Below are 24861 nucleotides of genomic sequence, written 5' to 3' on the forward strand. Positions count from 1 at the left end.
TAGGCTTTGCAAGCTCAAAAAGAAAACCGCCCAAAAAGGCGGCTTCCTAACACATTATCTGACTTTAATGAGAGCACTTCAGGCTCACCTTAATTCAGAAAATGAGACGATCTAAACTTTAAATTTCACCACGAGATCATTAAGCTCAACGGCTAAGCGCGTCAACTCTGCCGCACTGGCGCTCGTTTGATTCGCACCAACAACGGTTTGTGCTGCTAAATCACTAATATTCGTGATATTCCCATCTACTTCTTTCGCTGTATTCGATTGTTCTTCTGCAGCACTAGCAATCACATGATTACTGTCACTAATCGCGGCAATACGGCGAGTAATTTGCTCTAAGGCTAGGGCCGCTTCGGCCACCACCTGCTTAGCCATGCTGGTTTTTTGACTGGTGCTTTCCATTGAAGAGACGGCCATATTGGCCGAGGTCTGAACGTCTTTCACCATGGTTTCGATTTCTTCAGTGGATTCTTGTGTTCTATGAGCAAGACTACGTACCTCATCCGCCACGACAGCAAACCCTCGCCCTGCCTCACCAGCACGGGCCGCTTCAATTGCCGCATTCAAAGCCAGTAAATTAGTCTGCTCCGATACAGCACGTATCACATCCAGAATCTGTCCAATCGAAGACACCTGACTCGCCAACTGGTTAATCACATTGGTACTGGTTTGCATTTCTTGGTTCATATCCGTAATAACTGAGGTCGTCTCATCTACTTTACCCTTGCCTTCTGACGCCAAGCGAGAAGATTCATGTGAATCTTGAGAAGTGGCTTGAGCCGTTTTCGCGACTTCATCAATCGCTGAGCTCATTTGGGTAATAGCGGTAGCAGCCTGTTGAATTTCATCACTTTGCTGCTGCAATCCATTTGTTGAGCTTTCAGTAACAGAATTAAGTTCTTCTGCTGCCGAAGCCAACTGGCTCGAAGATTCACCAATATGAATGATGGCTTCTCTAAGGTTATTTTGCATCGTGTCTAAAGCCGTGGCCAAACGAGTTACTTCATCTTTACCATCAACTTTTAATGTTTGCGTTAAATCTCCCTGAGCAATTCGTTCAGCAGAATGCATAGCGGCTTGAAGAGGTTGATTAATGCTCTTAGCTAGATAAATCGCAATAAAAATCGCAAATACTGCGGTGCCTACAATGATTACACTTGTCGCCACCAAACTATTATTGTATTCCTGTGATGAGGCCTCACTCGTCTGATCCGCGATGCGTTGATTTTCCTCAACAATAGCACGCAGTGCTTTCACCATCTGATCAGCTGCCACATTCATTTTGGGAACCAATTCCATCACTCTAGAGTCATCTTGCTGCGTCACCGAATCTGTTACTTGCCCCTGTAAATCAAGATACATTTTTTTATGCTGCAAGAATTCTTCAAATAACCGACGCTCACTTGCCTCTTCAATGTGAGATTCATAAGCACGCTGATATTCTTCTACTTCCTGTTTTAATGACACCAAAGTTGCTAAGGTCGTTTTTTGGCGTTGTTCATTCTTTTCATTTAACAAACGTAATGTAAAAATTCGCACTCTCATTAAATTACTATTCATCTCTCCAAGACTTGAAATAGCTGGAAGTATATTGCGCTCAATCTTCTCAGAATTAGAGCGAATGTCTTTCATTGCATTCATCCCTCCTCCCCCAAGTATGATTAACAACAGTAAAATCACGGAGAAAGCGGTGAATAGACGCGTCCTAATATTCATCTTTCGTAACATATTCGTACCCTTAATTTATAGTAACGTTACTTCTTAAGTGACATATTAACCCGACGTATAGCGCCAAGAAGGGACTAAACGTCGAGAGTGAAACGTCGAGCCAGCACTCAAACCGACTCAGGACAAGCACAATGAGGTTGTTTCAAGTAAACCTTTTATGTGACTTCCTAAACTTAAGAATTGGAGATCCTCATCTTTATCCACTGCTCAAACTCAGCAGAGGATAAAGGTGGAGAATAGAGAAAGCCTTGTACAACTTGATAGCCAGCTTCTATTAGTAAAGACAGCTGACTTTGCGTTTCCACACCTTCAGCAATTGATAGGGCATCAAGATCTTGCGATATATTAAAAATAATACGACTTAAATAAACGGCCATTTTATTTGGAAATTCATGTACAAAAAAACGATCCAGTTTTAAATGGGATATTGGGAATTTTAATAATCTTTTAAGATTAGAATGTTCGGTTCCGAAATCATCTAACGACACGTTTATTCCCATAAAATACAGCTCAGCGATTCTGCCTGAAACATTATCAATAGAAAGAAATGGAGTTCGCTCGGTTATCTCGATAATCAACTGATCGAATGGAATGTCTAATTTTATTAGCATGTTTTTGATACGATTCGAGATATCAGAATCACAAAAACTCATAGCAGAAAAATTAACCGATATGTGTGGAATGGACAGTCCATTATCTCGCCAATAAACAAATTGAAGACAGGCTTTATTAAAAATTAAAAAATCTAATTCTGAGATAATAGAATAGCTTTCTGCAATCTCAACAAACACATCAGGCGACACATCACCAAACTCATCAGAAGACCACCTTGCTAATGCTTCAACACCATAAAGGGAGTTATCAGTTACATTAATTTGAGGCTGATAAACCACAGACAATTTTTTAGCAAACAAATCTTGGCAAAATGCGCTGACCATAAAATCTGTCGAAAGTTCATTGTTTGCGCTTTCAACAGCCTGCCGACGAAACATCAAACTAAGGTACTCTTTACCTTCAAGAAAAAATGGGTCTACCGCAACTGTCACAAAAAAAGGGGACGCCTTTTCAGGCCGATACAATAAGGAAATTGCTGTACCTGAATACTTTCTAAACTCTTCTAAAAAAAAAGTACCTTGTTTTTCCCGTGACCAAAAGCAATCCTTAGGAAATATGATAGTCTTGTTAGAACAATTAGTTAGAAAAAGTTTCTGAGCACGAGCATTACATGAAACGAGCGTATTTTCAGCATCTAGAACAAGTAAACTGGCATCAAATAGTTCAGATTCACGCCATTCACGCTTTGTGTTACACGCATCTAATTCCACGAGCAAGTCCTTGCTTTGCATGTTTAAGATAATGATATTTAGATATCATTATTTGTCATATAGACAAAATGACATACAAATATTGCCTATAAGGCAAATTGTGTCAAGCAAATTGCCTCATAGGTTTTGTCGTACTAGCAAGTCAAAAAGGATAATCTCGTCATGAAGATAGGACAGGTTATCAAAGTTTTACGCTTACAACGTAAGATGACACAAGAACAAATTGCACTGGAAGCAGATATGGCCACCAGCAATGTGTCTCGCATTGAGAAAGGCCTAAGACAACCCTCGCAAAAGGTTTTATGGAAATTGGCTAAAGCTCTAAATACTACGCCCTCTGTTATTTATGCTGCTAGTGAACAGCCTGATGGCAATATTTTAGATTTCTTAGAACAAGTTAAATACGATGAAAAAGAGGATCCATCGTTCAAAAAAAATAAAAGAGTTGGCAGTTCCATCATTAGCAAAGATGCCCAACTTATATTAAAACTTTATAGCGAGCTCTCCCCAAAGAATAAATCTTTATTATTAGAACAACTTAAAACTCTGCATAAATGGCAAGAAAAACCAATCTAAAGCAATTAAGAAGAGCACACTTCTGGCGCGACATATTCCAACTTCAATAAGTCAAAGTAATTTTGCCCTAATGCAATATTACGAAATGCCTCATCACTCAAAAACTGATGAATTCGCCCCGTCACTTTGAGCTCCTCTTGATATACGTCAAAACGATTATTGCGAAAAGCGACAAAGTCCGAACCTGGCAAGATGCGCTCAGAGTAACGGTTAAAGAAAGAAACGTATTTTTCTTGATTACCCCACTGGCTAAAATAATAGTCATCCAAAATGCGCCATGAAGTATCCAACATCAGGTTAGGATGCTTGTCTAACATCGCAGACAAGATAGCGATATGTTGTTCCGCTTTCATGTTGGTCAATTCATACGACATCCCCATGTGCGCCCAAATAATTTTATTATTCGGATATAAAGACAGCACCTGCTCCATTAGTGGAACATATAACGTTGGGAAACGGTTATTTCCTAAGTCAGAATGAATAGTGATTGGGTAGTCTCGCTTTTCCAACTCACTCATAAAATCAACCCACTGACGAATATCTTGAGGCGTTGCTGGCTTATGGCGATTATGAAACTGAGCTTGCTTGACTAGATTAACCTCTCCCATCCAGCGAAACATGTCTGGGTACTCTTTTTCATAGAGCGCCATAATGGCCAAGGTGGATTGCGGATTGGCTAAGTCTGTAAAGGTCATCGATAAGGTTAAATGCAAATCATCTGGGGCGTGCTCCAACATATTTGCCGCATTAACAAAATCATTACGAGTCGTCGGAGAAACAGGGATGCCTGGGCATTTTAAATAATTGGAACAGCTGGAGTTGGCTGGTAACATCTGCCCAATACCGTACACATTGGCGAAGCGAACGCTGGTTTGGCGCAGAAAGTCATTTACCTGTTGAAACGGTATCGCACGCCCATCAAATGGTCGATAATGAAGATGGCTATCGACAACAGCCGTATAAGGTTCATTCGTTCGGTCATAACACGCCGCCCCCGCCTTAAAAGACGCTAATGGACGTGGTTCGCTTATCGAGTCATATGCACACCCCACCAACAAGGAACAAAACACCATCATGACCATCAAAGGATGACAAAACATTAGAATGGATCCTCTTTATTAAAACAAAAACTTTGACGCTTACTCATCTAACACGTTATTTTTAAGGTGTTTTTGCTCGTCTATTAATAGGAAAGACCTTACCATGTCCACGCCACACTATCATCATTTACAACAATACTTCAGTGGCCTAATCGCAAGTCAACAATTGGTTTCAGGAAGTAAGTTGCCATCTGAAAGAGAAATTGGCGAGCAGTTTAAGCTAACACGAGTCACCATTCGACAAGCTCTTAAAAACCTCGAAGCCGAAGGCCTTATCTATCGACAAAATAGACGCGGCTGGTTTGTTTCACCAGCCGCCGTGATCTACCACCCCGCCAGTCACTTAAGCTTTAATCTGTATGTGACAGAACAAGGCTTTTCACCAAGCACAGAGAAATTGGCGCAACAAATTGAACCCGCTAATGAGCACATTGCACAGTTAATGAACATGCCTGTTGGCAACCCAGTCCTCTATTTGCATCGTCGTCGTTATATTGACCAGCGCCCTGTACTGATCGAGAAAATGTACATCAATCAAAATTTATTACCTGGTATAGAAGAGGAAGATTTAACTGAATCATTGAGCCAAATTCTTAAACGAAAATATCAGCAAGAATATCGGGACATGGATCTTTCTTTCAAATCGACTTCCCTTCCAGCCCATGCGGCCAACGATCTAGGCATTGCCGCTGGTCAACCAGGGTTGCAGATTGAGCGCATCAACTACACCAGCCACAAGCAAGTTCTTGAGGTCGACTATGAGTTTTGGCGTCATGATGCCGTCACCATTAATATTGCCATTCGAGACTAACCCTTCTTCCGAAACGCCACCAAATTTCTTTTCTATTCCCTTAAAAAGCAGTCAATAACACCATTTTTCGTGCGCCCTATTAAAAGAATTGTCACATCAATGACATATTTGGCTGCTATTTTGCATTACACAATCTGGTATATACCAGTTTACCAACCTGATGCATGGAGAAGAGAAATGACACATAAGACCCTACTTAAACGTCTGGCTGTTTTAGCAGGCATCACTACGGTTTCAATGGCCGCTCACGCCGCAAAAACAGAACTTACTGTCTACACTGCGATTGAAGCAGAAGACCTTAAGAAATATGCCGCTCGCTTTAACGAAGAGCATCCTGACATCAAAATCAACTGGGTACGAGATTCAACTGGCATAGTAACGGCCAAATTACTGGCAGAAAAAAACAACCCTCAAGCTGATGTTGTTTGGGGTTTAGCCGCCACCAGCTTAATGTTGCTTAAAAGCGAAGACATGCTGCAAACCTATCAACCAGCAGGCTCTGAAAAACTGTCACCAAAATTCAAAGACATGAGCAACAACCCGGTTTGGACTGGCATGGACGCTTGGATGGCAGCCGTCTGCTACAACACGGTAGAAGCAAAGAAACTGGGCTTACCAAAGCCAACCTCTTGGGCCGACTTAACCAAGCCGGTATATCAAGGCCACATCATCATGCCAAACCCAAATTCATCCGGTACAGGTTTTCTAGACGTCAGTAGCTGGTTGCAGATTTTTGGCGAAAAAGAAGGCTGGGCTTACATGGACGGCTTACATCAGAACATTAATCGCTACACACACTCAGGTTCTAAGCCTTGTAAGTTAGCCGCCGCCGGGGAGATTCCAATTGGTATTTCATTCGCCTTTCGAGCTGCTAAATCGAAAAAAATGGGCGCCCCACTCGACATTGTCTTTCCAACTGAAGGGTTAGGCTGGGACATGGAAGCGACCGCCATTATCAAAGGGACTGACAAGCTAGCCGCAGCGAAGACTTTGGTTGACTGGACAGCATCACAAAAAGCCAATGAAATGTACAACGAAGGTTATGCGGTTGTCGCCATGCCAGGCATAGCCAAACCTGTAGAGTACTTCCCGGCCAACGCAGAAGCACTAATGATCAACAACGACTTCGAATGGTCTGCCAATAATCGCAGCCAAATTCTTGCTGAATGGCAAAAACGCTACGATAGCAAAAGTGACCCTAAATAGTATCTTACATGGGGAATAGGCATGCCGATTCCCCGTGTTTTTTCATTCAACAGACGTATTCTGCATTAGCCGATTTTTAGCCTGTTTTGTCATATCCGCTTACTCTACTCTACTTTGCTTTGTGAGTTTAAGAGATGATGACAAAACAGACTCTTATTCAAGGAGAGGATTCTATGTCCAACCATGCCTACTTAGAACTACAAAACATTCATCAGATGTTTGGCTCACATCAAGCCTTAAAAGACGTTTCCCTTAACATTCAAGAAGGCGAATTTGTCTGCTTTCTAGGCCCATCAGGTTGCGGCAAGACTAGTCTATTACGCATTATTGCTGGGTTGGACACACCGAGGTCCGGCGAGCTTTTTCAAGCGGGCCAAAACATCACACAAACCCCAATCAAACATAGGGATTTTGGCATTGTGTTTCAGTCATACGCCCTATTCCCAAATTTATCTGTTGCTGACAACATTGCTTACGGCTTGGTATCAAAGCAGTTTAGTCAACGTGATAAACAGGCTCGTGTGAGCGAACTGTTAGCCACCGTTGGACTGTCTGGCAGTGAAACCAAGTACCCAGCTCAATTATCTGGAGGTCAACAACAAAGGGTCGCCTTAGCACGAGCTTTGGCCACGTCTCCAGGGCTGCTGTTATTGGACGAGCCACTCTCTGCGCTGGACGCTCGTGTAAGAGCGCACCTTCGCCAAGAGATCAAGCAACTACAAGAAAAGCTCGGTGTCACGACTATCATGGTAACGCATGACCAAGAAGAAGCCTTAACCATGGCCGATAAAATCGTCGTCATGAATCAAGGCGTTATTGAGCAAATTGGTACGCCACAAGACGTCTACACGCGCCCCAATACCCCATTTGTGGCAGAATTCGTGGGCGAAATGAACTTCATTGAAGCCAAAAACAGTGGCGATGGTTTAATGAAATCAGGCACTCTGATATTGCAGTGCGAACCAAGTAGCGAAAGCACATTCGGAGAAAATGTGAAACTGGCGATTCGCCCTGAAGACATTCGTTTTAATGGTCATGAGGATGATAAAAACAGCCTCAATGCTCAAGTGCTTCATCTAGAGTTCCTTGGTTCTCGAGTGCGCTCTTTATTGCAAATCGATGATCATGAGACACCTATTATTGCCGACATTTCAATGAACGAAATGTCTGGCTTAAACCTGGCTCAAGGTCAATCCGTACGCTGCCAACTACCAGCGGATCGTCTGCATATTTTCGGAGGTCAAGCATGAGCCAATCCAGTCTCACGACAGCGGACCAGACGCAAATCAAAACGTTTCAGAATAAGGGAGCAAAATGGTTAAGCCAGCGTAGTTTGGATGAATGGTCACTCGGTGGTGTGCTTATGATTGGAACCTTAGCACTCTTCGTGTGCGTTGTATTGCCAATCTACACTCTGTTATCCAAAAGTATTGAAAATAAAGCCGGCGACTTCGTTGGTTTAGCGAATTTCAGCCATTTTTTCGCCACGCCCAGTTTGTATAACGCGATCAATAACTCATTGCTGATCGCTTTCTTGTCGACCTTCATTGTCACTACGCTGTCCTTTTTGACCGCTTATGGCATCAGTCGCACACGTATTCCGTTTAAAGGTCTGTTTCGCACTATTCTTGTGTTGCCTATATTAGCGCCATCACTCCTGCCAGCCATCAGTTTGGTTTACCTCTTTGGTAACCAAGGCATCATTAAAGAATTACTCATGGGCGAAAGCATCTATGGTCCCATTGGGATTGTCATTGGTTCCTGTTTTTGGACTTTTCCGCATGCCTTAATGATCATGCTAACCGCCTTAGCCAATACCGATGCTCGTCTTTATGAATCCGCAGAAGTACTGGGCGCGTCCCCAATACGCACTTTTTTTACCGTGACATTGCCAGCCGCAAAATATGGCATTATCAGTGTTGCCTTTGTCGTCTTCACATTGGTTATTACCGATTTCGGTGTTCCGAAAGTCATTGGCGGCCAATTTAATGTCTTGGCGACAGACATATACAAACAGGTTATTGGCCAGCAGAACTTTGAAATGGGCGCGACGGTTAGCGTTATCTTACTCTTGCCTGCCATTCTGACCTTTATGACAGATCGTTGGTTACAACGTCGACAGTCTGCTTTATTGACATCGAAAGCCGTTCCCTGGACTGCACCAAAACGCCTTTGGTTAGACCGCACGTTTTTCACTCTTATGGTGCTGGTTTCTGTGGTGATTGTCGGCATCATACTGATGGCAGTTTATGCGTCACTGGTCACCTTTTGGCCCTACAATCTAAGCCTATCCTTTAACAACTATAACTTTGACCTAATGGATGGCGGCGGCTGGGACTCCTATTGGAACTCCATTCAAATGGCCACCTTTACCGCTCTGATTGGTACAGGTTTTATCTTCTTCCAGTCCTATTTGGTTGCAAAACTTAAAGGTTTCCAATTACTAAAATGGTGCTTTCACCTATTTGCTATCTTGCCGTTAGCCGTGCCTGGGCTGGTGCTAGGTTTGGCTTATATTTTCTTCTTCAACGCCCCCAACAATCCACTTAATGGTATCTATGGCACCATGACCATCTTGGTGGTTTGTACTATTAGCCACTTTTATACCGTGTGCCACCTGACCGCAACAACGGCCCTAAAACAGATTGATGCTGAGTTTGAATCCGTATCGGCTTCATTAAAAGTACCGCAAATTAAAACCTTCTGGCGCGTCACCTTGCCGGTGTGTATGCCTGCGGTGTTAGACATTGCCAGCTATTTATTTGTCAACGCCATGACCACAGTGTCAGCAGTGGTCTTCCTTTATTCTTACCACACCAGCTTAGCCTCTGTGGCGGTATTAAATATGGATGATGCTGGTGATATTGCGCCGGCTGCTGCGATGGCGGTAATGATCATGTTGACCTGCATGGTGGCACGCTTAGTTCACTGGTTGTTAGGTAATGTGTTACTTAAACACACTCAGTCCTGGCGCCAGAAATAGGAAACGCATAAATGAGTCTGACCGCTATAGTATTAGTTCTCATATCCACCTTTATGCATGCGGGCTGGAACTTTTTTGGTAAAAAGACCAGCCCGACATTAGCTTTCTTTTTCTTGACCATGGTCGCAGGGGCGGTGATTTTTTCCCCTTTTGTGATACTTCATGGGGCACTCATTCTCGCATTCAACCAAGAAATATTGATACTGCTGTTACTGACAGGGCTTTGCCAATCCATCTACCTATGGGGATTGGCCGAAGCCTATAAAGCGGGGGATATGTCCATTGCCTATCCAATTGCTCGCTCCTCGCCTTTAATCATTGTGGGCATTTCCACTTTTGTCCTTGGGCAACAACAAGCTGTTTCACTGCAAGCCGTTATTGGCATGGTCTTGATCGTACTTGGCTGTCTGTTCATTCCATTACCCAGCTTTAATGAATTCAAATTGACTAATTACCGAAATCGGACAACTTTTTTTGCTCTCGTTGCGGCCTTTGCAACGGCGGGTTATTCCTTAGTTGACAACAAAGCAACGCAATTAATGAGGGCTTTAACCGATGCCTCAGGAAATCCAATCGCCAGCCCAAGTGACGTCGCCTTGCTCTACGTGACTTTGCAAAGTGCCTTTGCTGTCATTTGGATGATCTGGTTTGTGATTATTACTCAAAAGCAACGTCGTGAATGTGCTGAACTGATTCGTAATCAATGGCAGGCAGCCTTGTTTACAGGTGGCCTGATGCTTGGAACCTATTCTTTGGTCATTCTCAGTATGGCGTTTGTCGATAATGTTAGTTACGTCGTAGCATTTCGACAATTGAGCATTCCACTGGGCGTTCTATTTGCTGTTATTGGTTTTGGTGAATCTTTAAAGGGCCCAAAAATTCTCGGAGTTCTTATGACATTTGTCGGTTTAATCGCTGTGGCGCTGGGCTAAATCCGAGCGCATCTTTTAACATTACAAGGAGCCAGAATGGCACTCGCATTTTTTGATCTTGATAACACGTTAGTCGCGGGCGATACCGCGCAAGCCTTTTCTGAATACATTGCCGCTCACGACGACCTTCCCACTCCTGACGATTTTCTTGCGAAAAATCTCGCTTATATGGAAGAGTATGACGCAGGTACCTTGGATCTAGCGACTTATATGCGCTATACCTTATCCCCTCTGTGTTCCCTAACACCCGATCAAGTCACAACACTAATCCAAGCTTTCATTAAGGATGTCATCATCACGATGGCATTACCAAAAGCTCGAATGTTATTACAGAAACACCATGATGCAGGAGATCAAGTCATCATAATTTCAGCCACTGGTATTCATTTGGTTGCTCCCATTGCTCGCTATCTAGGGGTGAAACATGCCTTAGGAGTCGACCTCGACGTTCAAAAGGGAAAAATAACCGGTGAGCTCATCGGTACACCAACCTTCCGTGAAGGAAAAGTCACACGAGCCTTGGCTTGGGCAGAGCAACATGGAGAATCCATGTCAGACAGCTATTTCTATAGTGATTCCCATAATGATCTTCCTTTATTGGAAAAAGTCAGTCACCCCATTGCCGTTGATCCGGACCCAATACTCACAAACATTGCTCTACAACGCCATTGGAAGATTCTTAACTTAAGGTAATATTTAAGGGCGCTTATCTCACTGTTTTTTAAGCGTCTTTTTCTTTTTCAAAGTCAAAACATCGCACCAAAATCAAACACAAAATAAATTTTGCAAGAAAAATGCACCAAATTTGAACATTGTTTATCCTTTTTAGCTTGCCTATTTTTTTTAAGACGCTAGTCTTGCTGCCTTTTACAAAACAGTGACTCTAAAAGAATCACGATTTATTAGACTTTACTGAAGTCTTTCCCCCACTCTAATAATGAAAAACATAAATTTGGGAGTGCCACATGGCGACTATTATTGATTCGTTAAATACCCTCTTTTGGGGCTATATTTTGATCTATGGCTTATTAGCCGTTGGCGTTTTCTTCACCATCCGTCTTGGTTTCATACAGATACGCCAATTCCCAGAGTTTGTTCGAACCGTTTTCAAAGCCCCCCAACATGATCGAGGTGGCATCACTCCCTTTCAAGCACTTTGCACCAGTTTGGCCTCTCGTGTCGGCACAGGTAATATGGCCGGTGTTGCGGTAGCACTGGCACTGGGTGGTGCTGGAGCAATTTTCTGGATGTGGGTGGTTGCATTAATTGGTATGGCCACGGCATACGCAGAAAGTACGCTTGCTCAAGTCTACAAAGTGCGAGATCAAAACGGCCAGCTTCGCGGCGGTCCGGCTTTCTACATCAGCAAAGGACTTAAAGCGCCTTGGGCTGGTGCGATTTTTTCCTTGTCCTTAATTCTTGCCTTCGGCTTAGTATTCAACGCGGTGCAAGCTAACTCGATTGCCGGTGCTGTTGAAGGCGCATTCGGCGTCCCAAAAATGACCACTGGCTTAGTAATCATGGCGTTAGCCGCCATCGTCATTTTTGGTGGTATTCGCAAAATCGCTCGCTTTGCTGAGATCGTTGTGCCTTTCATGGCCATTGTCTACCTATTGCTTGCCTTCTACATCATTGCCGTCAATATTGAACAAGTCCCTGATGCCTTTGCCTTGATTTTCAAAAGTGCTTTTGGCTTTGAGCAGGCTGCAGGTGGTGTTGCTGGTGCCATGTTGAACGGTATCAAGCGCGGCCTTTTCTCCAACGAAGCAGGCATGGGGTCGGCGCCAAATATTGCCGCCGTGGCGACACCAAATCCTCATCACCCCGCATCACAGGGCATGGTGCAGTCATTGGGTGTTTTCATTGACACGCTGTTGATTTGTACAGCCACCGCCTTAATGATCATCTTGTCAGGCGTGATGGGCAATGGCGAATCCGGTATTGCTTTGACACAATCGGCCATGTCTCACCATATTGGGGGTTTCGGTCACTATTTTGTCGCGATTGCGATCTTCTTCTTCGCTTTCACTTCTATCATTGGTAATTACAGCTACGCTGAAAACGCACTTACTTACCTAAAATGGGCGAATAAGCCCGGCATCTTTATTTTGCGAGTGCTGGCGTTGGTGATGATCCCTTGGGGCGCTTACGAAAGTGTTGCCATGGTATTCAATGCGGCCGACGCTGCGATGGGCTTAATGGCGACCATTAACCTAATTGCTATCATGCTGTTGTCTGGCTTGGTCGTTAAGTTAACCAAAGACTATGTGCAACAGAACAAAACGCACACCCCCGTGTTTAATTCGGACGACTACCCTGAACTACAGAAAGACATTGATTTGTCTGTTTGGGATGAAAAGACTGAGCCAAAATAACGGCAAATTATTCTCCCAAGATCCACAATAACAAAAACCATGCGAGTGACTCACTCGCATGGTTTTTTTATGGAAACTTAGCAACGAAATACGAACAGAAGGTTAACGAGGAATTTGTTGGCTGATGCAGTGCAAGTTACCGCCTCCCAATAAAATATCACGAGCAGGAATGCCAATTAATTTATGGTTGGGAAAGGCTTGAGCAAAAACTCGCGCTGCGGCCTTGTCTTCTTGTTCATCCAATAAAGGGTAAAAGATACTGTCATTACAGATTAAAAAGTTTGCATAAGAAGCCGCAAGCCTTTCTCCAGCTTCTCGTGCCATGCGATCAGACGACACCAAACCGGTCGCTTCCGTTTCAGATATATACAAAGGGCCAGGCATAGGTAAGGCGTAGACTTTAATGTTACGACCTTGCGCATCCTTTTCATCCTTCAAAATATCTAACGCCATCATGCTGATGTCATACTGGGGATCACTCGGATCTTCACAGACTGTCAACATGACTTCTCCAGGTCGAACAACATGCAGAATATTATCTATGTGACCATTGGTTTCATCATTGTATAACCCTTTCGGCAACCAGATGACTTTCTCAACGCCCAAATATTCTCGAAGATTTGCTTCCACTTGCGCCTTTGACAGGTGCGGATTTCGGCTAGGATGCAATAAGCACTCTTCCGTGGTGTAAAGTGTCCCTTCGCCATCACAATGAATTGCCCCACCCTCAAGGATAAAAGGTGCATCGTATTGCTGAACCTGCTCACGCTTAGCCACTTTCGAAGCCACTGATTGATCCGCTTGCCAATCCTCATACAGACCATCCCGTTCACCACCCCAAGCATTAAATTGCCAATTAACAGCACGCTTTTCGCCTGTTTGATTGACCACTATGGTCGGACCAATATCACGCATCCAAGCATCATTATAAGCAATAGCATGCACTTCAACGTCTTTTGGCACACACTCTCTCACTGACTCAACCAGCTCAGGCAGCACCGCAAGGTTAACTTGTACCACCTTTTGTAGTTGATGAATGAAATGCAAAAACGCTCGCTGAGCAGGCTTTGCCTGTTGTCGCCAATTATCGACTCTGGTTGGCCAAGCTAGCCAGACAGCTTGTTGAGGAGCATGCTCTCCAGGCATCCAAAAGCCATCTTGTAGTGGTGTCGTTAACATTGCCCTACCTACTTACATTGGCCGTCTAAGGTATTTAACACGGCATAATGCTCGGGACGACGATCTCGAAATAAGCCCCACGCTTCACGTTGCTGGCGAATTTTGTGCAAATCAAATGTATGCAGTAGTACACATTCTCCGCCACGATTCGCTTGCGCCACTAACTCTCCTGTTTCATCACAAATAAAAGATGAACCAAAGAATGTCAGCGATAGATCTCTGTGCTGAGCCTGTTCAACACCAATACGGTTAGACGCAATAACCGGAGTTTGATTGGCGGCAGCATGACCACGCATGACATTGGTCCAGTGAGGCTGTGTGTCCAATTCTGGTTGGCTTGGCTCTGAGCCGATTGCCGTTGGAAAGAACAATAGATCCGCCCCCATCAACGCCATGGCACGCGCCGTTTCAGGGAACCATTGATCCCAACAAATGCCAACACCGATGCGTCCAAACCTGGTATGCCAAACTTTAAAGCCAGTATCACCCGGACTGAAATAATATTTTTCCAAATAACCATCACTGTCTGGGATATGGGTTTTACGATACACACCAAGACACTCCCCACCCGCATCTATCATGGCTAAGGAATTAAAACGTGCCTGACCGGCTTTTTCAAACCAGCTAAAAGGCAACACCACATTCAACTCTTTAGCCAAATCTTGAAAGCGTTTAAACGCCACATTTTCCTCAAGAGAAGTTGCTAAATCGTGATAACCCTCATGAATTTCAATGCAAAAATAAGGCGTTTCAAACAGTTCTTGAATCAGGATAATTTGCGCTCCCTGTTCTGCGGCTTGACGAATCAAACTTTCAGCACGAGCTAAATTGGCATCTTGATCCCAGCTACACGCCATTTGCGTTGCCGCCACCGTTACCATCGACATAGTTTTCCTCTCCCATCTTACGCCTTATAGAGGCCATCAAGGTCAGCACAAATGTTTAAGGGTCTGCGCACTGAACCAATTATCAAACATGGCTAATCATCTTAGTGGCTGCTGAAAAAAACGATATACCACCTTGGGGATATGGTCAGCTATCGACTCACTCGGTTAGCGTTACGTCATCATCAACAGGCAAGGTTTGCCTATGTCGAAATAAAGGAAGCCAACATGAAAAGCTATCAAGAATGGCAAGCACTCAAAGCCGCCATTACCTTGCCCAGCCAAGCCTATATTAACGGCCAATTCTGCTCTGCTCAGCAGGGAGAAACCTTTGCTTGCATTAATCCTGCTGACGAAGCTGTGCTGACGCAGGTTGCTAGCTGCGATCAAGCCGACGTAGACCTTGCTGTACAAGCTGCCAAGGCGGCTTTTTCATCGGGCAGCTGGTCTCAAATGGCGCCAAACAAGCGCAAGCAAATATTACAAAAATGGGCCGACTTGCTAACAGAACATGCCGATGAATTGGCCTTGATTGACACTTTAGATATGGGCAAATCCATTGCCGAAATGGTCTCTATTGATGTCCCAGATTCAATCGATTGCTTACGTTGGTCAGCAGAGTGTATCGATAAACTATACGGTGAAATTGCGCCAACGAACGCCGACAATCTTGCCTTAATTAGCCGCGAACCGGTTGGGGTAGTGGCCATCATTACGCCTTGGAACTACCCACTCATGATGGTCATGTGGAAAATTGCCCCAGCCTTGGCGGCAGGAAACAGCGTCATTTTAAAACCATCAGAGAAATCCCCATTAAGCGCTCTTCGCATTGCGGAATTAGCCACACAAGCAGGTGTACCCAATGGCGTACTCAATGTTTTACCTGGCTTTGGCCATACGACTGGCAAGGCATTGGCTTTGCATCATGAAATAGGCACTCTGGCCTTCACCGGCTCCAGTCGCGTTGCGGGTTTATTAATGCAATATGCTGGGCAATCCAATATGAAACGTGTTTGGCTTGAGGCCGGTGGCAAATCACCTTGTTTGGTGTTTGCCGACTGCAAAGACATCGCCGCCGCCGCAAAAGGGGCTGCAGCCGCTATTTTTTCCAACCAAGGAGAAGTCTGCATTGCTTGCTCACGTTTGTACGTAGAGGAAAGTATCAAACAAGACTTTATGGAAGCCCTATTAGCGGCGGCAAAACACTATATCCCTGGTGATCCTCTTGACCCAAACACCACCATGGGCCCTTTGGTTGATAAGGCGCAATTGGATACTGTAACGGGCTTTATTGAATCCGCTTTGCAGCAAGGCGCCACATTGGAAATGGGTGGCGTTCCTGAGTATCAAAAAGGCCAAGGCTTTTACGCTCACCCTACCATCTTCTCAAACGCCAATCATGATATGAGTTTTGTACAGGAAGAGATATTCGGCCCAGTGCTGGCGGTCATGACATTTGACAGCGAAGCCCAAGCCATTGCCTTAGCCAACGATTCAAAATACGGCTTAGGCGCCTCCGTTTGGACACAAGATTTGTCTCGTGCTCATCGAGTCAGTCGTCAATTAGAAGCGGGCATGGTGTGGATCAACACTTGGGGAGATGGAGACAGTACCGTGCCATTTGGTGGTGTAAAAGCATCCGGTAATGGTCGAGATAAATCTTGGCATGCCTTAGAAAAATACACCGAACTTAAAAACACTTGGATTCGTCTGTAATCATCAAGTCATCACTTTCTTTCTTAGATTTATTTAAGCAAGCCAGAAGGCTTACTTTAAGGAGCGTTACCATGTCATCTCCAGTTCACGCCAATTCTTATTATGCTGCGTCAGCAAATGACAAAGCATTACGTCCACAATTAAACGGTGAACAACGCTGTGATGTCTGCGTTGTTGGCGCCGGTTTTACCGGTATATCCACGGCGTTGAGTCTAGCGGAAAAAGGCAAACGCGTTATCGTCTTGGAAGGCAGTCGCATAGGATTTGGTGCCTCTGGTCGCAATGGTGGTCAAATTGTTAACAGCTTTAACCGCGACCTTGACTACATCACCCAACATTACGGCCAAGAGATTGGCAAAAAAATGGCAAAAATGGCGTTTGCAGGCTCCGAGCTAATACGTCAGCGCATTGCAAAATATGAAATTGATTGTGATTTGAAGCAAGGCAACATTTTTGCAGCCTGCAATCAAAAACAATTCAATGAATTAAAAGCCAAAAAAGCCCTTTGGGAAGCCAATGGTCATCAAGAGCTTGAACTGTTAGATGCCGACAGCATTCAACAGCACATTGGCACAGAACGCTATGTGGGTGGCTTACTAGACTACAAAGGTGGCCATATTCAGCCATTGAATTTGGTATTAGGCCAAGCACAAGCTTTCGAACAACTTGGCGGGATTATTTATGAAGACTCCCAAGTGATCGAACTACAACAAGGACAACCAGGCAAAGTGATTACGGCACAAGGCCAAGTGATTGCTGACCAAATCGTTGTCGCAGGCAACGCTTATGTTTTCGGCTTATTACCTGAGATTGAAAAAAAGGCCATGCCATGCGGTACGCAAGTGATAGCAACTGAACCTTTACCCAAGGAAGTACAAGAAAAGCTGTTGCCTAGTGATCGTTGTGTCGAAGACTGCAACTACTTATTAGACTATTTTCGCCTTTCAGGCGACGGGCGATTAATTTACGGCGGTGGCACAACCTATGGCGCACGTGATCCCGGTAAGATCGAGGCCATCATAGTGCCCAAAATGCTGAAAACCTTCCCTTACTTGAAAGGTGTCAACATTGATTACGCTTGGACAGGTAACTTCTTGTTGACCATGATGCGCATGCCGCAAGTCGGTAAAATCGGTGACAACTTGTATTATGCGCAAGGCTATTCTGGTCATGGTGTCACCAACTCACACTTGATGGGAGAAATTTTAAGCGATGCAATTGAAGGAGATACCGACCGCTTTGATGTGTTTGCCAGTATGCCTCAATACCCTTTCCCCGGTGGTCGCATGTTAAGAGTGCCTTACACAGCGGTAGGTGCAGCCTATTACAATCTACGCGATAAACTCGGTATCTAAGTCCAACGATACCGACAAACTCAACGAACAAAGCCTCACTCTGTCGGACTTTGTTCGTGTGTTTCTCTCTTTCCTCGATCCAACGCGTCCAGATGATTCAGAAATAAAGTGAAAATTTCCGATTGTGTCGAAGTGTCTAGACGGGCATGTATGTTTTTCCTGTGCACCTTAACGGTGCCAGCACTGATGCCTAATTGCTCGGCAATGGACTTGGAAGAGTGACCTTTTAGCAATAGCCCTAAAACCTCTTGTTCTCGGTCGGTTAACACACCTTGTCCGAAGGTCTTTAAGGCTTGCTTTAATGGGCCGGAACTGGGGGCACGTGTCGTGTATTCGTTGGCTTGAGCAAGCCAAAATTGACTGATTAACGCCTCTATTATGGGGAAAACCAGCTTTAAATTATTGAGCTCCGTTCGGCGAATAGACCCAACCGCACGTTTTCGCCCCAAAGACACCGCACAGGTTGTGGTTTTGTCTAAGTCCACAAGCAAATTAATTTCATCCACCAAATCAAAGTCTCGATAACAGGTTTGATAATATTCGGTTTCCTCAAATGAATCCGGTGACATTTCCACCAATCGATACACGCCTGGCGAGATATGTTGGCTAATGGCGTTAAATAAGGGGTCTAGCAAATACGCCTGATTCAAGTACAAATCTAAGGTCGGCGTTTGTTGCGCAGGGTCACTTGGGTGCAACAAGATAGGCTTCAAACTTTTCTTATAAGTAACAATGACTATGGTATCAAAATAGCAAAGTTTGCGTAAAAAGGTTTCCAGAGCACTCATAAAACTCGGCACGCGCAAATGGCAGGTTAAGTTCGATAAATCCTTTATCAAATCTGGTAATTCCAATTGTCCGTGCAACGCGTTTTTTAACATAATCAAATGACCTCATGGTCTGTTTTGGTGGTATCTCAGCGTTTCATTATGGTGCACTTATTCTCTGCATTTGCGAAGCAATTACCGCACCATTTTTAACTACTTATGCTTTTTATATTGGGCAAGACAGCATCGTCCTGCATATACCCACTCGGGGATAGTTACTCATGCTATTTGCTCAAGGTAATGTGAATAACACAGAGAGAATTTACCCCGTTTACGGGGCAAAATAAAAGCTAACATTCGGCGAGTAAAAGACTCTCTCGGTTAGACTCATTTCACAAGAGAATTTTGTATGTCGGATATGTATGAAGGGAACCATGAATTTGATCTGTTTATTACCGATCTAAATGGTAATTTACGTGGTAAGCGCATTCCAGCCAGTGGCTTAAAAAGCGTCATGACTCAAGGCGTTAAACTGCCTCAATCGGTTATTGGCTTTGATCATTGGGGAGACGATGTGCTGGACAATGGTCTGGTGTTTGAAACAGGTGATAGTGATGGCATCTGCTTACCAGTTCACGATAAACCTATTCCTGTGCCATGGGCAGAATCGGAGCGTGATCAAGTTCTCGCCATGATGTACAACCCTGATGGTTCGGCTTTCTATCCGGACCCAAGACAAGTACTAACACGCATCGTAGAGCGCTTTAAAGCATTAGGTTACACCCCTGTGGTTGCAACTGAGCTGGAATTTTATTTATTAGACGGTGAATCAGAAGCCAAACGCTGCCCATCTCCTCCTGTTATAACCGAAGGCAATGGCGTGCGTTTGAGCAAGACCGATTGCTATTCCATTGAAGAAATGGATGGCCTAGAGAGTTTCTTTGCCGAAGTTCGTGAAGCCTGCAAAACCCAAGGAATTCCTGCTGATACCATTATTTCCGAACTAGGCCCTGGCCAATTTGAAATCAACATGAAACACACTGACGATGCCGTTCAAGCAGCGGATCACGCCATTATGTTCAAGCGATTGATAAAAGGCGTAGCCCGCCAACACGATTTTGGCGCGTCTTTTATGGCCAAGCCCTATGCGGACAAAAGTGGCAATGGTTTCCATGTACATTTCAGTCTGCTTGATCAACAAGGCAATAACGCCTTTAACAACCAAACAGACGAAGGCTCACCTCTGCTTAAACAAGCCGTTGCGGGCTTACTCAATCATATGGCCGATTCCATGCTGGTGTTTGCCCCCCATTTGAACTCCTATCGACGTTTTCAAAATGGCGCTCATGCCCCTACTTTTGCGAGCTGGGGTTATGAGAACCGTACTGTTGCTGTGCGTATACCAGAAAGCGAGCATTTAGCACGACGCATTGAGCATCGTGTTGCGGGTGCCGACGCTAACCCTTATCTGGTTTTAGCCGCTGTGTTGGGCGCCGCTCTTCATGGTATTGAAAAGAAAATGTCGCCTCCAGCGCCCATTGAAGGCGATGCTTACGCCATGTCAGAACGCTTTGAGCATTTGCCCAATCGTTGGGAACTGGCCACCGAAGCCTTTCGCGACAGTAGCTTTATGCAGGCCTACTTAGGAGAAGAATTTGTGCGCGTTTTCAGCGCCGCGAAAGAGCAAGAACAAAACAAAATATACGGCCGCATTTCCAATGTGGAATATGAGGCCTACTTATAAACCGAACAAATAAAGTCCGCTAGAGACTCACTTTGTTATGAACTATATCACAACCGGAACGCGTCAACTTAGTTGACATCACAGGAGACTTTATCATGAAAAAAACCGCCCTTAACCTAATGCTAGTGGGATCCGTAGGCCTATTCAGCACAGTTAGCCATGCCGAGCAAGTGGTCAATATATACAACTGGTCTGACTACATGGCCCCAGGTGCGCTGGAAGGAAGCCTTTACCAAGCAAACTGGCATTAAGGTGAACTACGATGTGTACGACAGTAACGAAGTACTAGAGGCCAAATTGATGGCGGGCGGATCGGGATATGATGTCGTTATGCCCTCCAATTCCTTCTTTGAGCGTCAGGTCAAAGCAGGCGTTTATCAAAGCATCAACAAAAGCAAACTGACTAACGCAGGCAATATCGATGCAACCCTAGCGAAACAAATCGAAAAACACGACAAAGGCAATGTGCACAACGTGCCTTACGCTTGGGGCACCATTGGCATAGGTTACAACACCAAAATGATTGCTGAGCGTCTAGGAACTGATGAAATTAATTCTTGGGATGTCTTATTCAATCCAGCACTTGCTAGTAAGCTGGCTGATTGTGGTATTGCGGTATTGGATTCACCCGCAGAGATGATGTCTGTTGTTAATAATTATCGCGGCGTTGATCCAAACTCCGAAGACAAAGGCGAACTTGACGCGTCTACTAAGTTGCTGTCTGCCACCCGAAACAACATCAAGTACTTCCATTCTAGCAAGTATATTTCCGATCTTGCTAATGGCGATATTTGTGTGGCCATCGGTTATAACGGCGATATTTTGCAATCTCAGGGTCGAGCAGAAGAAGCTGGCCAAGGTGTAGATATTGCGTTCTCTATCCCAGAAGAAGGCACCTTAGTATGGTTTGACTTAATGGCCATACCTGCTGATGCACCACACCCAGAAGCGGCGTTGAAATTCATCGATTTTATCTTAACGCCTCAAGTGGCAGCCGACATTTCCAACTATGTTTACTATGCTGTACCCAATACTGCTGCAACCCCCTTATTGGATGCAGAAGTAGTGAACAACAAAGGCATTTACCCAACCGACGAAGTAAAAACAAAACTCTATGTTCAGGTGGCTCATACGGCGCGCTTTGATCGCTCCTTGACTCGAGCTTGGACCAATATCAAAACCGGACGTTAAGTCGAACAAGGTTCTTTTGGGCAAAGTTCTTGCTTTGCCCAATGTGTTTTTATTTTGCTATTAGGTGAGTTATGTCCGTAATTTCTACTAACCAGAGCACGTCACTACCCAGCTGGCGACAAGCCGACAGCACCCCATTTTTACAGATAGACAACGTCAGTAAGCAATTCGGTGATTTTACCGCCGTTAACCAAGTGTCCCTGGACGTTTATCAAAACGAATTATTCTGTTTATTAGGCGGCTCAGGTTCCGGCAAAAGTACCCTACTCAGAATGTTGGCAGGGTTTGAACAGCCGTCGACGGGACGCATTTTAATCGATGGTGTCGACATGTCCTCCATTCCGCCATGGCAACGACCTGTCAACATGATGTTTCAGTCCTATGCACTATTTCCCCACTTAAGCGTCGAAGCGAATGTGGCATTTGGTTTACAACGTGAACGCTTAGGCAAAAATGAAATTCATCGCCGTGTTCGTGAAATGCTGGATATGGTGCAACTGGGGCATTTAGCAAAACGCAAACCTCATATGTTATCAGGTGGTCAACGACAACGTGTGGCACTAGCGAGAGCCTTAGTGAAAGAACCCAAACTGCTATTACTAGACGAGCCACTGGGCGCTTTAGACAAAAAACTGCGGGAAGAAACCCAATTTGAGCTGATCCGTATTCAAGAAGAATTGGGCATCACCTTTGTGGTGGTCACCCATGATCAAGAAGAAGCCATGACGCTTGCCACTCGCATTGGTGTCATGAACCAAGGCGATATCATCCAAACAGCAGAGCCACAAGAGGTTTACGAGTACCCAAGCAATCGCTTTGTAGCCCAGTTTATCGGCAATGTGAATTTGTTTGAGGGCCTAGTCGTCGAAGACGAACGCGACAGTGTCACCATTCAATGTGACGAGACACAAACACTGCTGCAAGTGAATCATGGCATCAGTTGCGCCCCAAACCAAAGTGTCAGCATCGCCATTCGTCCGGAAAAAATTCGTCTTCATCGAACGCCAATCGATAGCAAGGTAAATTCCGCGTCTGGAACCATTACTGACATTGCCTACATGGGCAGTCAATCGGTCTATAAGGTGCGTTTAGAATCGGGCAAGGAAGTGCGCATCACGCAACCCAATATCATCAGAGACACCAGTGATCGACTGACTTGGGATGATTTCGTCTATCTTGACTGGGATGCTGACAGCAGCGTGGTACTCACCTCATGATTAAAAATCCCCACATCAATGCTTTATTATTAAGGATTCGCCATAAAAGTCAGTCACTTTCACTGGGGCGTTGGCTGGTCATTTTGCTGCCCATGTTGTGGTTAGCGGCTTTCTTTTTCGTGCCCTTTTTGGTGGTGTTTAAGATCTCTCTGGCGGAAGCCATCATAGCGGTTCCACCTTATTCCCCTCTCATCGAATGGGATCCGGATAACGCGTATGCGACCTTAAAGATCACCTTAGGCAATTATCTGTTCCTGTTCGAATCACGGTTTTATCTGGACGCCTATTTAAGCTCGATTAAAATTGCGGCCATCTCAACCTTGTTTGCTTTACTGGTCGGTTTTCCCATTGCTTACCTGATCGCTCGCAGTGGCCCAACCATGCGAACCCTATTACTGGCATTGGTCATTTTGCCTTTTTGGACTTCTTTTTTACTGCGTGTTTATGCATGGATGGCTTTGTTAAAGAAAAACGGTCCAGTCAATGATGTGCTCATGATGCTAGGCGTCATTGATCAGCCATTGCAAATCTTACAAACTGACTTCGCTGTCTATCTTGGTATTGTTTATACCTATTTGCCTTTTATGATTCTGCCGCTTTATACCTGTTTAGAAAAAATGGATATGAATCTCATTGAAGCAGCACAAGACTTAGGTGCCAAACCTTATCAAGCCTTCTGTCTGATTACCTTGCCTTTGGCGAAACCTGGCATCATTGCAGGTTGTTTGCTGGTGTTTATTCCATCGGTTGGTGAATACGTCATTCCCGCCCTATTAGGCAGCTCGGAAACCTTGATGATAGGTCGCGTGTTGTGGGACGAATTTTTCTTAAATCGAGACTGGCCACTCGCCTCAGCGGTCGCTATTTTCATGTTAATTGTCCTCGTTGGCCCAATCATGTTTATGCGAAACGGCAACAAGGAGGCACTCTGATGAAAAAGCAATCCACGAGCTTAAAGGTCACTGCAGGACTGGGCTTTTTGTTTCTTTACGCACCCATTATTGCGCTCGTCATTTACAGCTTTAATGCCTCTAAACTGGTCACCGTTTGGGGTGGTTGGTCGCTGCAATGGTATGTGGCGTTATTTCAAAATGAACAAATAATGAAAGCCGCTTGGGTGAGCTTAAAAATCGCCCTGATCAGTGCCACGCTTGCATCCGTGTTGGGAACGCTAGCGGGGTTTGTTCTCAGTCGTTTCCGTCGTTTTCGGGGTAAAACCCTCTTTGCGGGTTGGATTACCGCTCCTTTGGTTATGCCTGAAGTGATTACCGGACTGTCTTTGCTTCTGCTCTTTGTTGCCATGGAAAGTCTTTTGGGTTGGCCTTCTGGACGTGGCACAACCACCATAGTGATCGCCCACACCACCTTTTGTATGGCGTATGTTGCTGTGGTAGTGCAATCACGCTTAACCTCTTTGGACAGAAGCCTAGAAGAAGCGGCCATGGATTTAGGCGCCAAACCAACGAGCTTGTTTTTTCTGATTACCTTACCGTTAATTGCGCCTGCGATTTTGTCTGGCTGGTTGTTGTCTTTCACCTTATCATTAGACGACCTTGTCATCGCCAGCTTTGTTTCAGGGCCTGGTAACAGCACCTTGCCTATGGTCATTTTCTCTAAAGTGAGACTGGGTGTCACACCTGAGATTAATGCCTTAGCCAGCTTAATGATTTTAATCGTTAGCCTTGCCGTGGTGGCGGCAATCGTTATTATGCGTCGACAGAATCGATTGCACCCACCGTCTTAAGATATGTTTGAGGATGTATAAAAAC

22 protein-coding genes are annotated in these 24861 nt (G+C 44.8%); 16 read left to right on the forward strand and 6 right to left on the reverse strand.

Going from position 1 to position 24861, the window contains the following annotated elements; translation table 11 throughout:
* Positions 1-111: 111 nt before the first annotated feature.
* Both ACHUFM_RS10320 and ACHUFM_RS10325 read right to left on the reverse strand, forming a co-directional pair.
* A complete protein-coding gene (locus ACHUFM_RS10320; RefSeq protein WP_394182065.1) occupies positions 112-1731 on the reverse strand; it encodes a methyl-accepting chemotaxis protein in 1620 nt (539 codons plus the stop codon).
* 173 nt (positions 1732-1904) lie between these two features.
* A complete protein-coding gene (locus ACHUFM_RS10325) occupies positions 1905-3056 on the reverse strand; it encodes an EAL domain-containing protein (RefSeq protein WP_394182067.1) in 1152 nt (383 codons plus the stop codon).
* Positions 3057-3218: 162 nt separating this feature from the next.
* Between ACHUFM_RS10325 and ACHUFM_RS10330 the strand changes: the two genes are divergently transcribed.
* Positions 3219-3632 carry a helix-turn-helix domain-containing protein gene (locus ACHUFM_RS10330; RefSeq protein WP_394182069.1) on the forward strand — a complete coding sequence of 138 codons (414 nt, stop codon included), beginning with the start codon at positions 3219-3221 and terminating at the stop codon, positions 3630-3632.
* A gap of 5 nt (positions 3633-3637) precedes the next feature.
* Here the strand turns inward: ACHUFM_RS10330 and ACHUFM_RS10335 are convergent, their stop codons facing one another.
* Positions 3638-4732 (reverse strand): amidohydrolase family protein, encoded by a 1095-nt coding sequence (locus ACHUFM_RS10335; protein WP_394182071.1) that lies wholly within the window; start codon positions 4730-4732, stop codon positions 3638-3640.
* Between the two features lie 103 nt (positions 4733-4835).
* On the opposite strand from ACHUFM_RS10335, the gene ACHUFM_RS10340 reads away from it, so the two are divergent.
* The 7 genes from ACHUFM_RS10340 (at position 4836) to ACHUFM_RS10370 (ending at position 13039) form a co-directional block, all read left to right on the forward strand.
* The gene (locus ACHUFM_RS10340; RefSeq protein ID WP_394182073.1) at positions 4836-5543 is read left to right on the forward strand and encodes a UTRA domain-containing protein; all 708 of its coding nucleotides are present in this window, start codon (positions 4836-4838) and stop codon (positions 5541-5543) included.
* A 177-nt stretch (positions 5544-5720) separates the two neighbouring features.
* Complete coding sequence (locus ACHUFM_RS10345; protein ID WP_394182075.1) at positions 5721-6749, forward strand: putative 2-aminoethylphosphonate ABC transporter substrate-binding protein; 1029 nt, start codon at positions 5721-5723, stop codon at positions 6747-6749.
* 173 nt (positions 6750-6922) lie between these two features.
* A complete protein-coding gene (locus ACHUFM_RS10350; RefSeq protein ID WP_394182077.1) occupies positions 6923-7999 on the forward strand; it encodes a putative 2-aminoethylphosphonate ABC transporter ATP-binding protein in 1077 nt (358 codons plus the stop codon).
* On the forward strand, positions 7996-9732 hold the full coding sequence (locus ACHUFM_RS10355; protein ID WP_394182079.1) for a putative 2-aminoethylphosphonate ABC transporter permease subunit: 1737 nt from the start codon (positions 7996-7998) through the stop codon (positions 9730-9732). Before ACHUFM_RS10350 ends, ACHUFM_RS10355 begins: the two co-directional genes overlap by 4 nt.
* Before the next feature lie 11 nt (positions 9733-9743).
* Positions 9744-10664, forward strand: a complete 921-nt coding sequence (locus ACHUFM_RS10360) for an EamA family transporter (protein WP_394182081.1) — start codon at positions 9744-9746, stop codon at positions 10662-10664.
* 36 nt (positions 10665-10700) lie between these two features.
* Positions 10701-11357 carry an HAD family hydrolase gene (locus tag ACHUFM_RS10365; protein ID WP_394182083.1) on the forward strand — a complete coding sequence of 219 codons (657 nt, stop codon included), beginning with the start codon at positions 10701-10703 and terminating at the stop codon, positions 11355-11357.
* A gap of 272 nt (positions 11358-11629) precedes the next feature.
* Positions 11630-13039 carry an alanine/glycine:cation symporter family protein gene (locus ACHUFM_RS10370; protein ID WP_394182085.1) on the forward strand — a complete coding sequence of 470 codons (1410 nt, stop codon included), beginning with the start codon at positions 11630-11632 and terminating at the stop codon, positions 13037-13039.
* Between the two features lie 102 nt (positions 13040-13141).
* Here the strand turns inward: ACHUFM_RS10370 and aguA are convergent, their stop codons facing one another.
* Positions 13142-14218 (reverse strand): agmatine deiminase, encoded by a 1077-nt coding sequence (gene aguA, locus ACHUFM_RS10375; protein WP_394182087.1) that lies wholly within the window; start codon positions 14216-14218, stop codon positions 13142-13144.
* Positions 14219-14226: 8 nt separating this feature from the next.
* Positions 14227-15105 carry an N-carbamoylputrescine amidase gene (gene aguB, locus ACHUFM_RS10380; protein ID WP_394182089.1) on the reverse strand — a complete coding sequence of 293 codons (879 nt, stop codon included), beginning with the start codon at positions 15103-15105 and terminating at the stop codon, positions 14227-14229.
* A gap of 225 nt (positions 15106-15330) precedes the next feature.
* On the opposite strand from aguB, the gene ACHUFM_RS10385 reads away from it, so the two are divergent.
* Together ACHUFM_RS10385 and ACHUFM_RS10390 are read left to right on the forward strand one after the other, a co-directional pair.
* Positions 15331-16818 carry an aldehyde dehydrogenase gene (locus tag ACHUFM_RS10385; RefSeq protein ID WP_394182091.1) on the forward strand — a complete coding sequence of 496 codons (1488 nt, stop codon included), beginning with the start codon at positions 15331-15333 and terminating at the stop codon, positions 16816-16818.
* Between the two features lie 71 nt (positions 16819-16889).
* Entirely contained in the window at positions 16890-18173 is a 1284-nt protein-coding gene (locus ACHUFM_RS10390) for an NAD(P)/FAD-dependent oxidoreductase (protein ID WP_394182093.1), read from the forward strand.
* 35 nt (positions 18174-18208) lie between these two features.
* Here ACHUFM_RS10390 and ACHUFM_RS10395 read toward each other — a convergent pair whose 3' ends face one another.
* Positions 18209-19054 carry a helix-turn-helix transcriptional regulator gene (locus ACHUFM_RS10395; protein WP_394182095.1) on the reverse strand — a complete coding sequence of 282 codons (846 nt, stop codon included), beginning with the start codon at positions 19052-19054 and terminating at the stop codon, positions 18209-18211.
* 295 nt (positions 19055-19349) lie between these two features.
* Between ACHUFM_RS10395 and ACHUFM_RS10400 the strand changes: the two genes are divergently transcribed.
* From ACHUFM_RS10400 to ACHUFM_RS10425, 6 genes are all read left to right on the forward strand, one after another.
* Positions 19350-20684: a glutamine synthetase family protein gene (locus ACHUFM_RS10400; protein WP_394182097.1), complete on the forward strand. Its 1335-nt coding sequence runs from the start codon at positions 19350-19352 to the stop codon at positions 20682-20684.
* 95 nt (positions 20685-20779) lie between these two features.
* Positions 20780-20935, forward strand: a complete 156-nt coding sequence (locus tag ACHUFM_RS10405; RefSeq protein WP_394182099.1) for a hypothetical protein — start codon at positions 20780-20782, stop codon at positions 20933-20935.
* The gene (locus ACHUFM_RS10410; protein WP_394182101.1) at positions 20895-21875 is read left to right on the forward strand and encodes a polyamine ABC transporter substrate-binding protein; all 981 of its coding nucleotides are present in this window, start codon (positions 20895-20897) and stop codon (positions 21873-21875) included. The genes ACHUFM_RS10405 and ACHUFM_RS10410 overlap by 41 nt, the downstream gene beginning before the upstream one ends.
* Positions 21876-21946: 71 nt before the next feature.
* Positions 21947-23092 (forward strand): ABC transporter ATP-binding protein, encoded by a 1146-nt coding sequence (locus ACHUFM_RS10415; protein WP_394182103.1) that lies wholly within the window; start codon positions 21947-21949, stop codon positions 23090-23092.
* A 92-nt stretch (positions 23093-23184) separates the two neighbouring features.
* Positions 23185-24024 carry an ABC transporter permease subunit gene (locus ACHUFM_RS10420; RefSeq protein WP_394182326.1) on the forward strand — a complete coding sequence of 280 codons (840 nt, stop codon included), beginning with the start codon at positions 23185-23187 and terminating at the stop codon, positions 24022-24024.
* Positions 24024-24836, forward strand: a complete 813-nt coding sequence (locus ACHUFM_RS10425) for an ABC transporter permease subunit (protein ID WP_394182105.1) — start codon at positions 24024-24026, stop codon at positions 24834-24836. Before ACHUFM_RS10420 ends, ACHUFM_RS10425 begins: the two co-directional genes overlap by 1 nt.
* The last annotated feature ends 25 nt before the right edge of the window (positions 24837-24861 follow it).

Source organism: Marinomonas posidonica (assembly GCF_043643765.1).
GTDB classification, from domain to species: Bacteria; Pseudomonadota; Gammaproteobacteria; order Pseudomonadales; family Marinomonadaceae; genus Marinomonas; species Marinomonas posidonica_A.

Coding starts and splice junctions, on each gene's coding strand:
- ACHUFM_RS10320 (WP_394182065.1), bottom strand. CDS start 1,731: ATGTTACGAAAGATGAATATTAGGACGCGTCTATTCACCGCTTTCTCC.
- ACHUFM_RS10330 (WP_394182069.1), top strand. CDS start 3,219: ATGAAGATAGGACAGGTTATCAAAGTTTTACGCTTACAACGTAAGATG.
- ACHUFM_RS10335 (WP_394182071.1), bottom strand. CDS start 4,732: ATGTTTTGTCATCCTTTGATGGTCATGATGGTGTTTTGTTCCTTGTTG.
- ACHUFM_RS10340 (WP_394182073.1), top strand. CDS start 4,836: ATGTCCACGCCACACTATCATCATTTACAACAATACTTCAGTGGCCTA.
- ACHUFM_RS10345 (WP_394182075.1), top strand. CDS start 5,721: ATGACACATAAGACCCTACTTAAACGTCTGGCTGTTTTAGCAGGCATC.
- ACHUFM_RS10350 (WP_394182077.1), top strand. CDS start 6,923: ATGTCCAACCATGCCTACTTAGAACTACAAAACATTCATCAGATGTTT.
- ACHUFM_RS10355 (WP_394182079.1), top strand. CDS start 7,996: ATGAGCCAATCCAGTCTCACGACAGCGGACCAGACGCAAATCAAAACG.
- ACHUFM_RS10360 (WP_394182081.1), top strand. CDS start 9,744: ATGAGTCTGACCGCTATAGTATTAGTTCTCATATCCACCTTTATGCAT.
- ACHUFM_RS10365 (WP_394182083.1), top strand. CDS start 10,701: ATGGCACTCGCATTTTTTGATCTTGATAACACGTTAGTCGCGGGCGAT.
- ACHUFM_RS10370 (WP_394182085.1), top strand. CDS start 11,630: ATGGCGACTATTATTGATTCGTTAAATACCCTCTTTTGGGGCTATATT.
- aguA (WP_394182087.1), bottom strand. CDS start 14,218: ATGTTAACGACACCACTACAAGATGGCTTTTGGATGCCTGGAGAGCAT.
- aguB (WP_394182089.1), bottom strand. CDS start 15,105: ATGTCGATGGTAACGGTGGCGGCAACGCAAATGGCGTGTAGCTGGGAT.
- ACHUFM_RS10385 (WP_394182091.1), top strand. CDS start 15,331: ATGAAAAGCTATCAAGAATGGCAAGCACTCAAAGCCGCCATTACCTTG.
- ACHUFM_RS10390 (WP_394182093.1), top strand. CDS start 16,890: ATGTCATCTCCAGTTCACGCCAATTCTTATTATGCTGCGTCAGCAAAT.
- ACHUFM_RS10395 (WP_394182095.1), bottom strand. CDS start 19,054: ATGTTAAAAAACGCGTTGCACGGACAATTGGAATTACCAGATTTGATA.
- ACHUFM_RS10400 (WP_394182097.1), top strand. CDS start 19,350: ATGTCGGATATGTATGAAGGGAACCATGAATTTGATCTGTTTATTACC.
- ACHUFM_RS10405 (WP_394182099.1), top strand. CDS start 20,780: ATGAAAAAAACCGCCCTTAACCTAATGCTAGTGGGATCCGTAGGCCTA.
- ACHUFM_RS10415 (WP_394182103.1), top strand. CDS start 21,947: ATGTCCGTAATTTCTACTAACCAGAGCACGTCACTACCCAGCTGGCGA.
- ACHUFM_RS10420 (WP_394182326.1), top strand. CDS start 23,185: ATGTTGTGGTTAGCGGCTTTCTTTTTCGTGCCCTTTTTGGTGGTGTTT.
- ACHUFM_RS10425 (WP_394182105.1), top strand. CDS start 24,024: ATGAAAAAGCAATCCACGAGCTTAAAGGTCACTGCAGGACTGGGCTTT.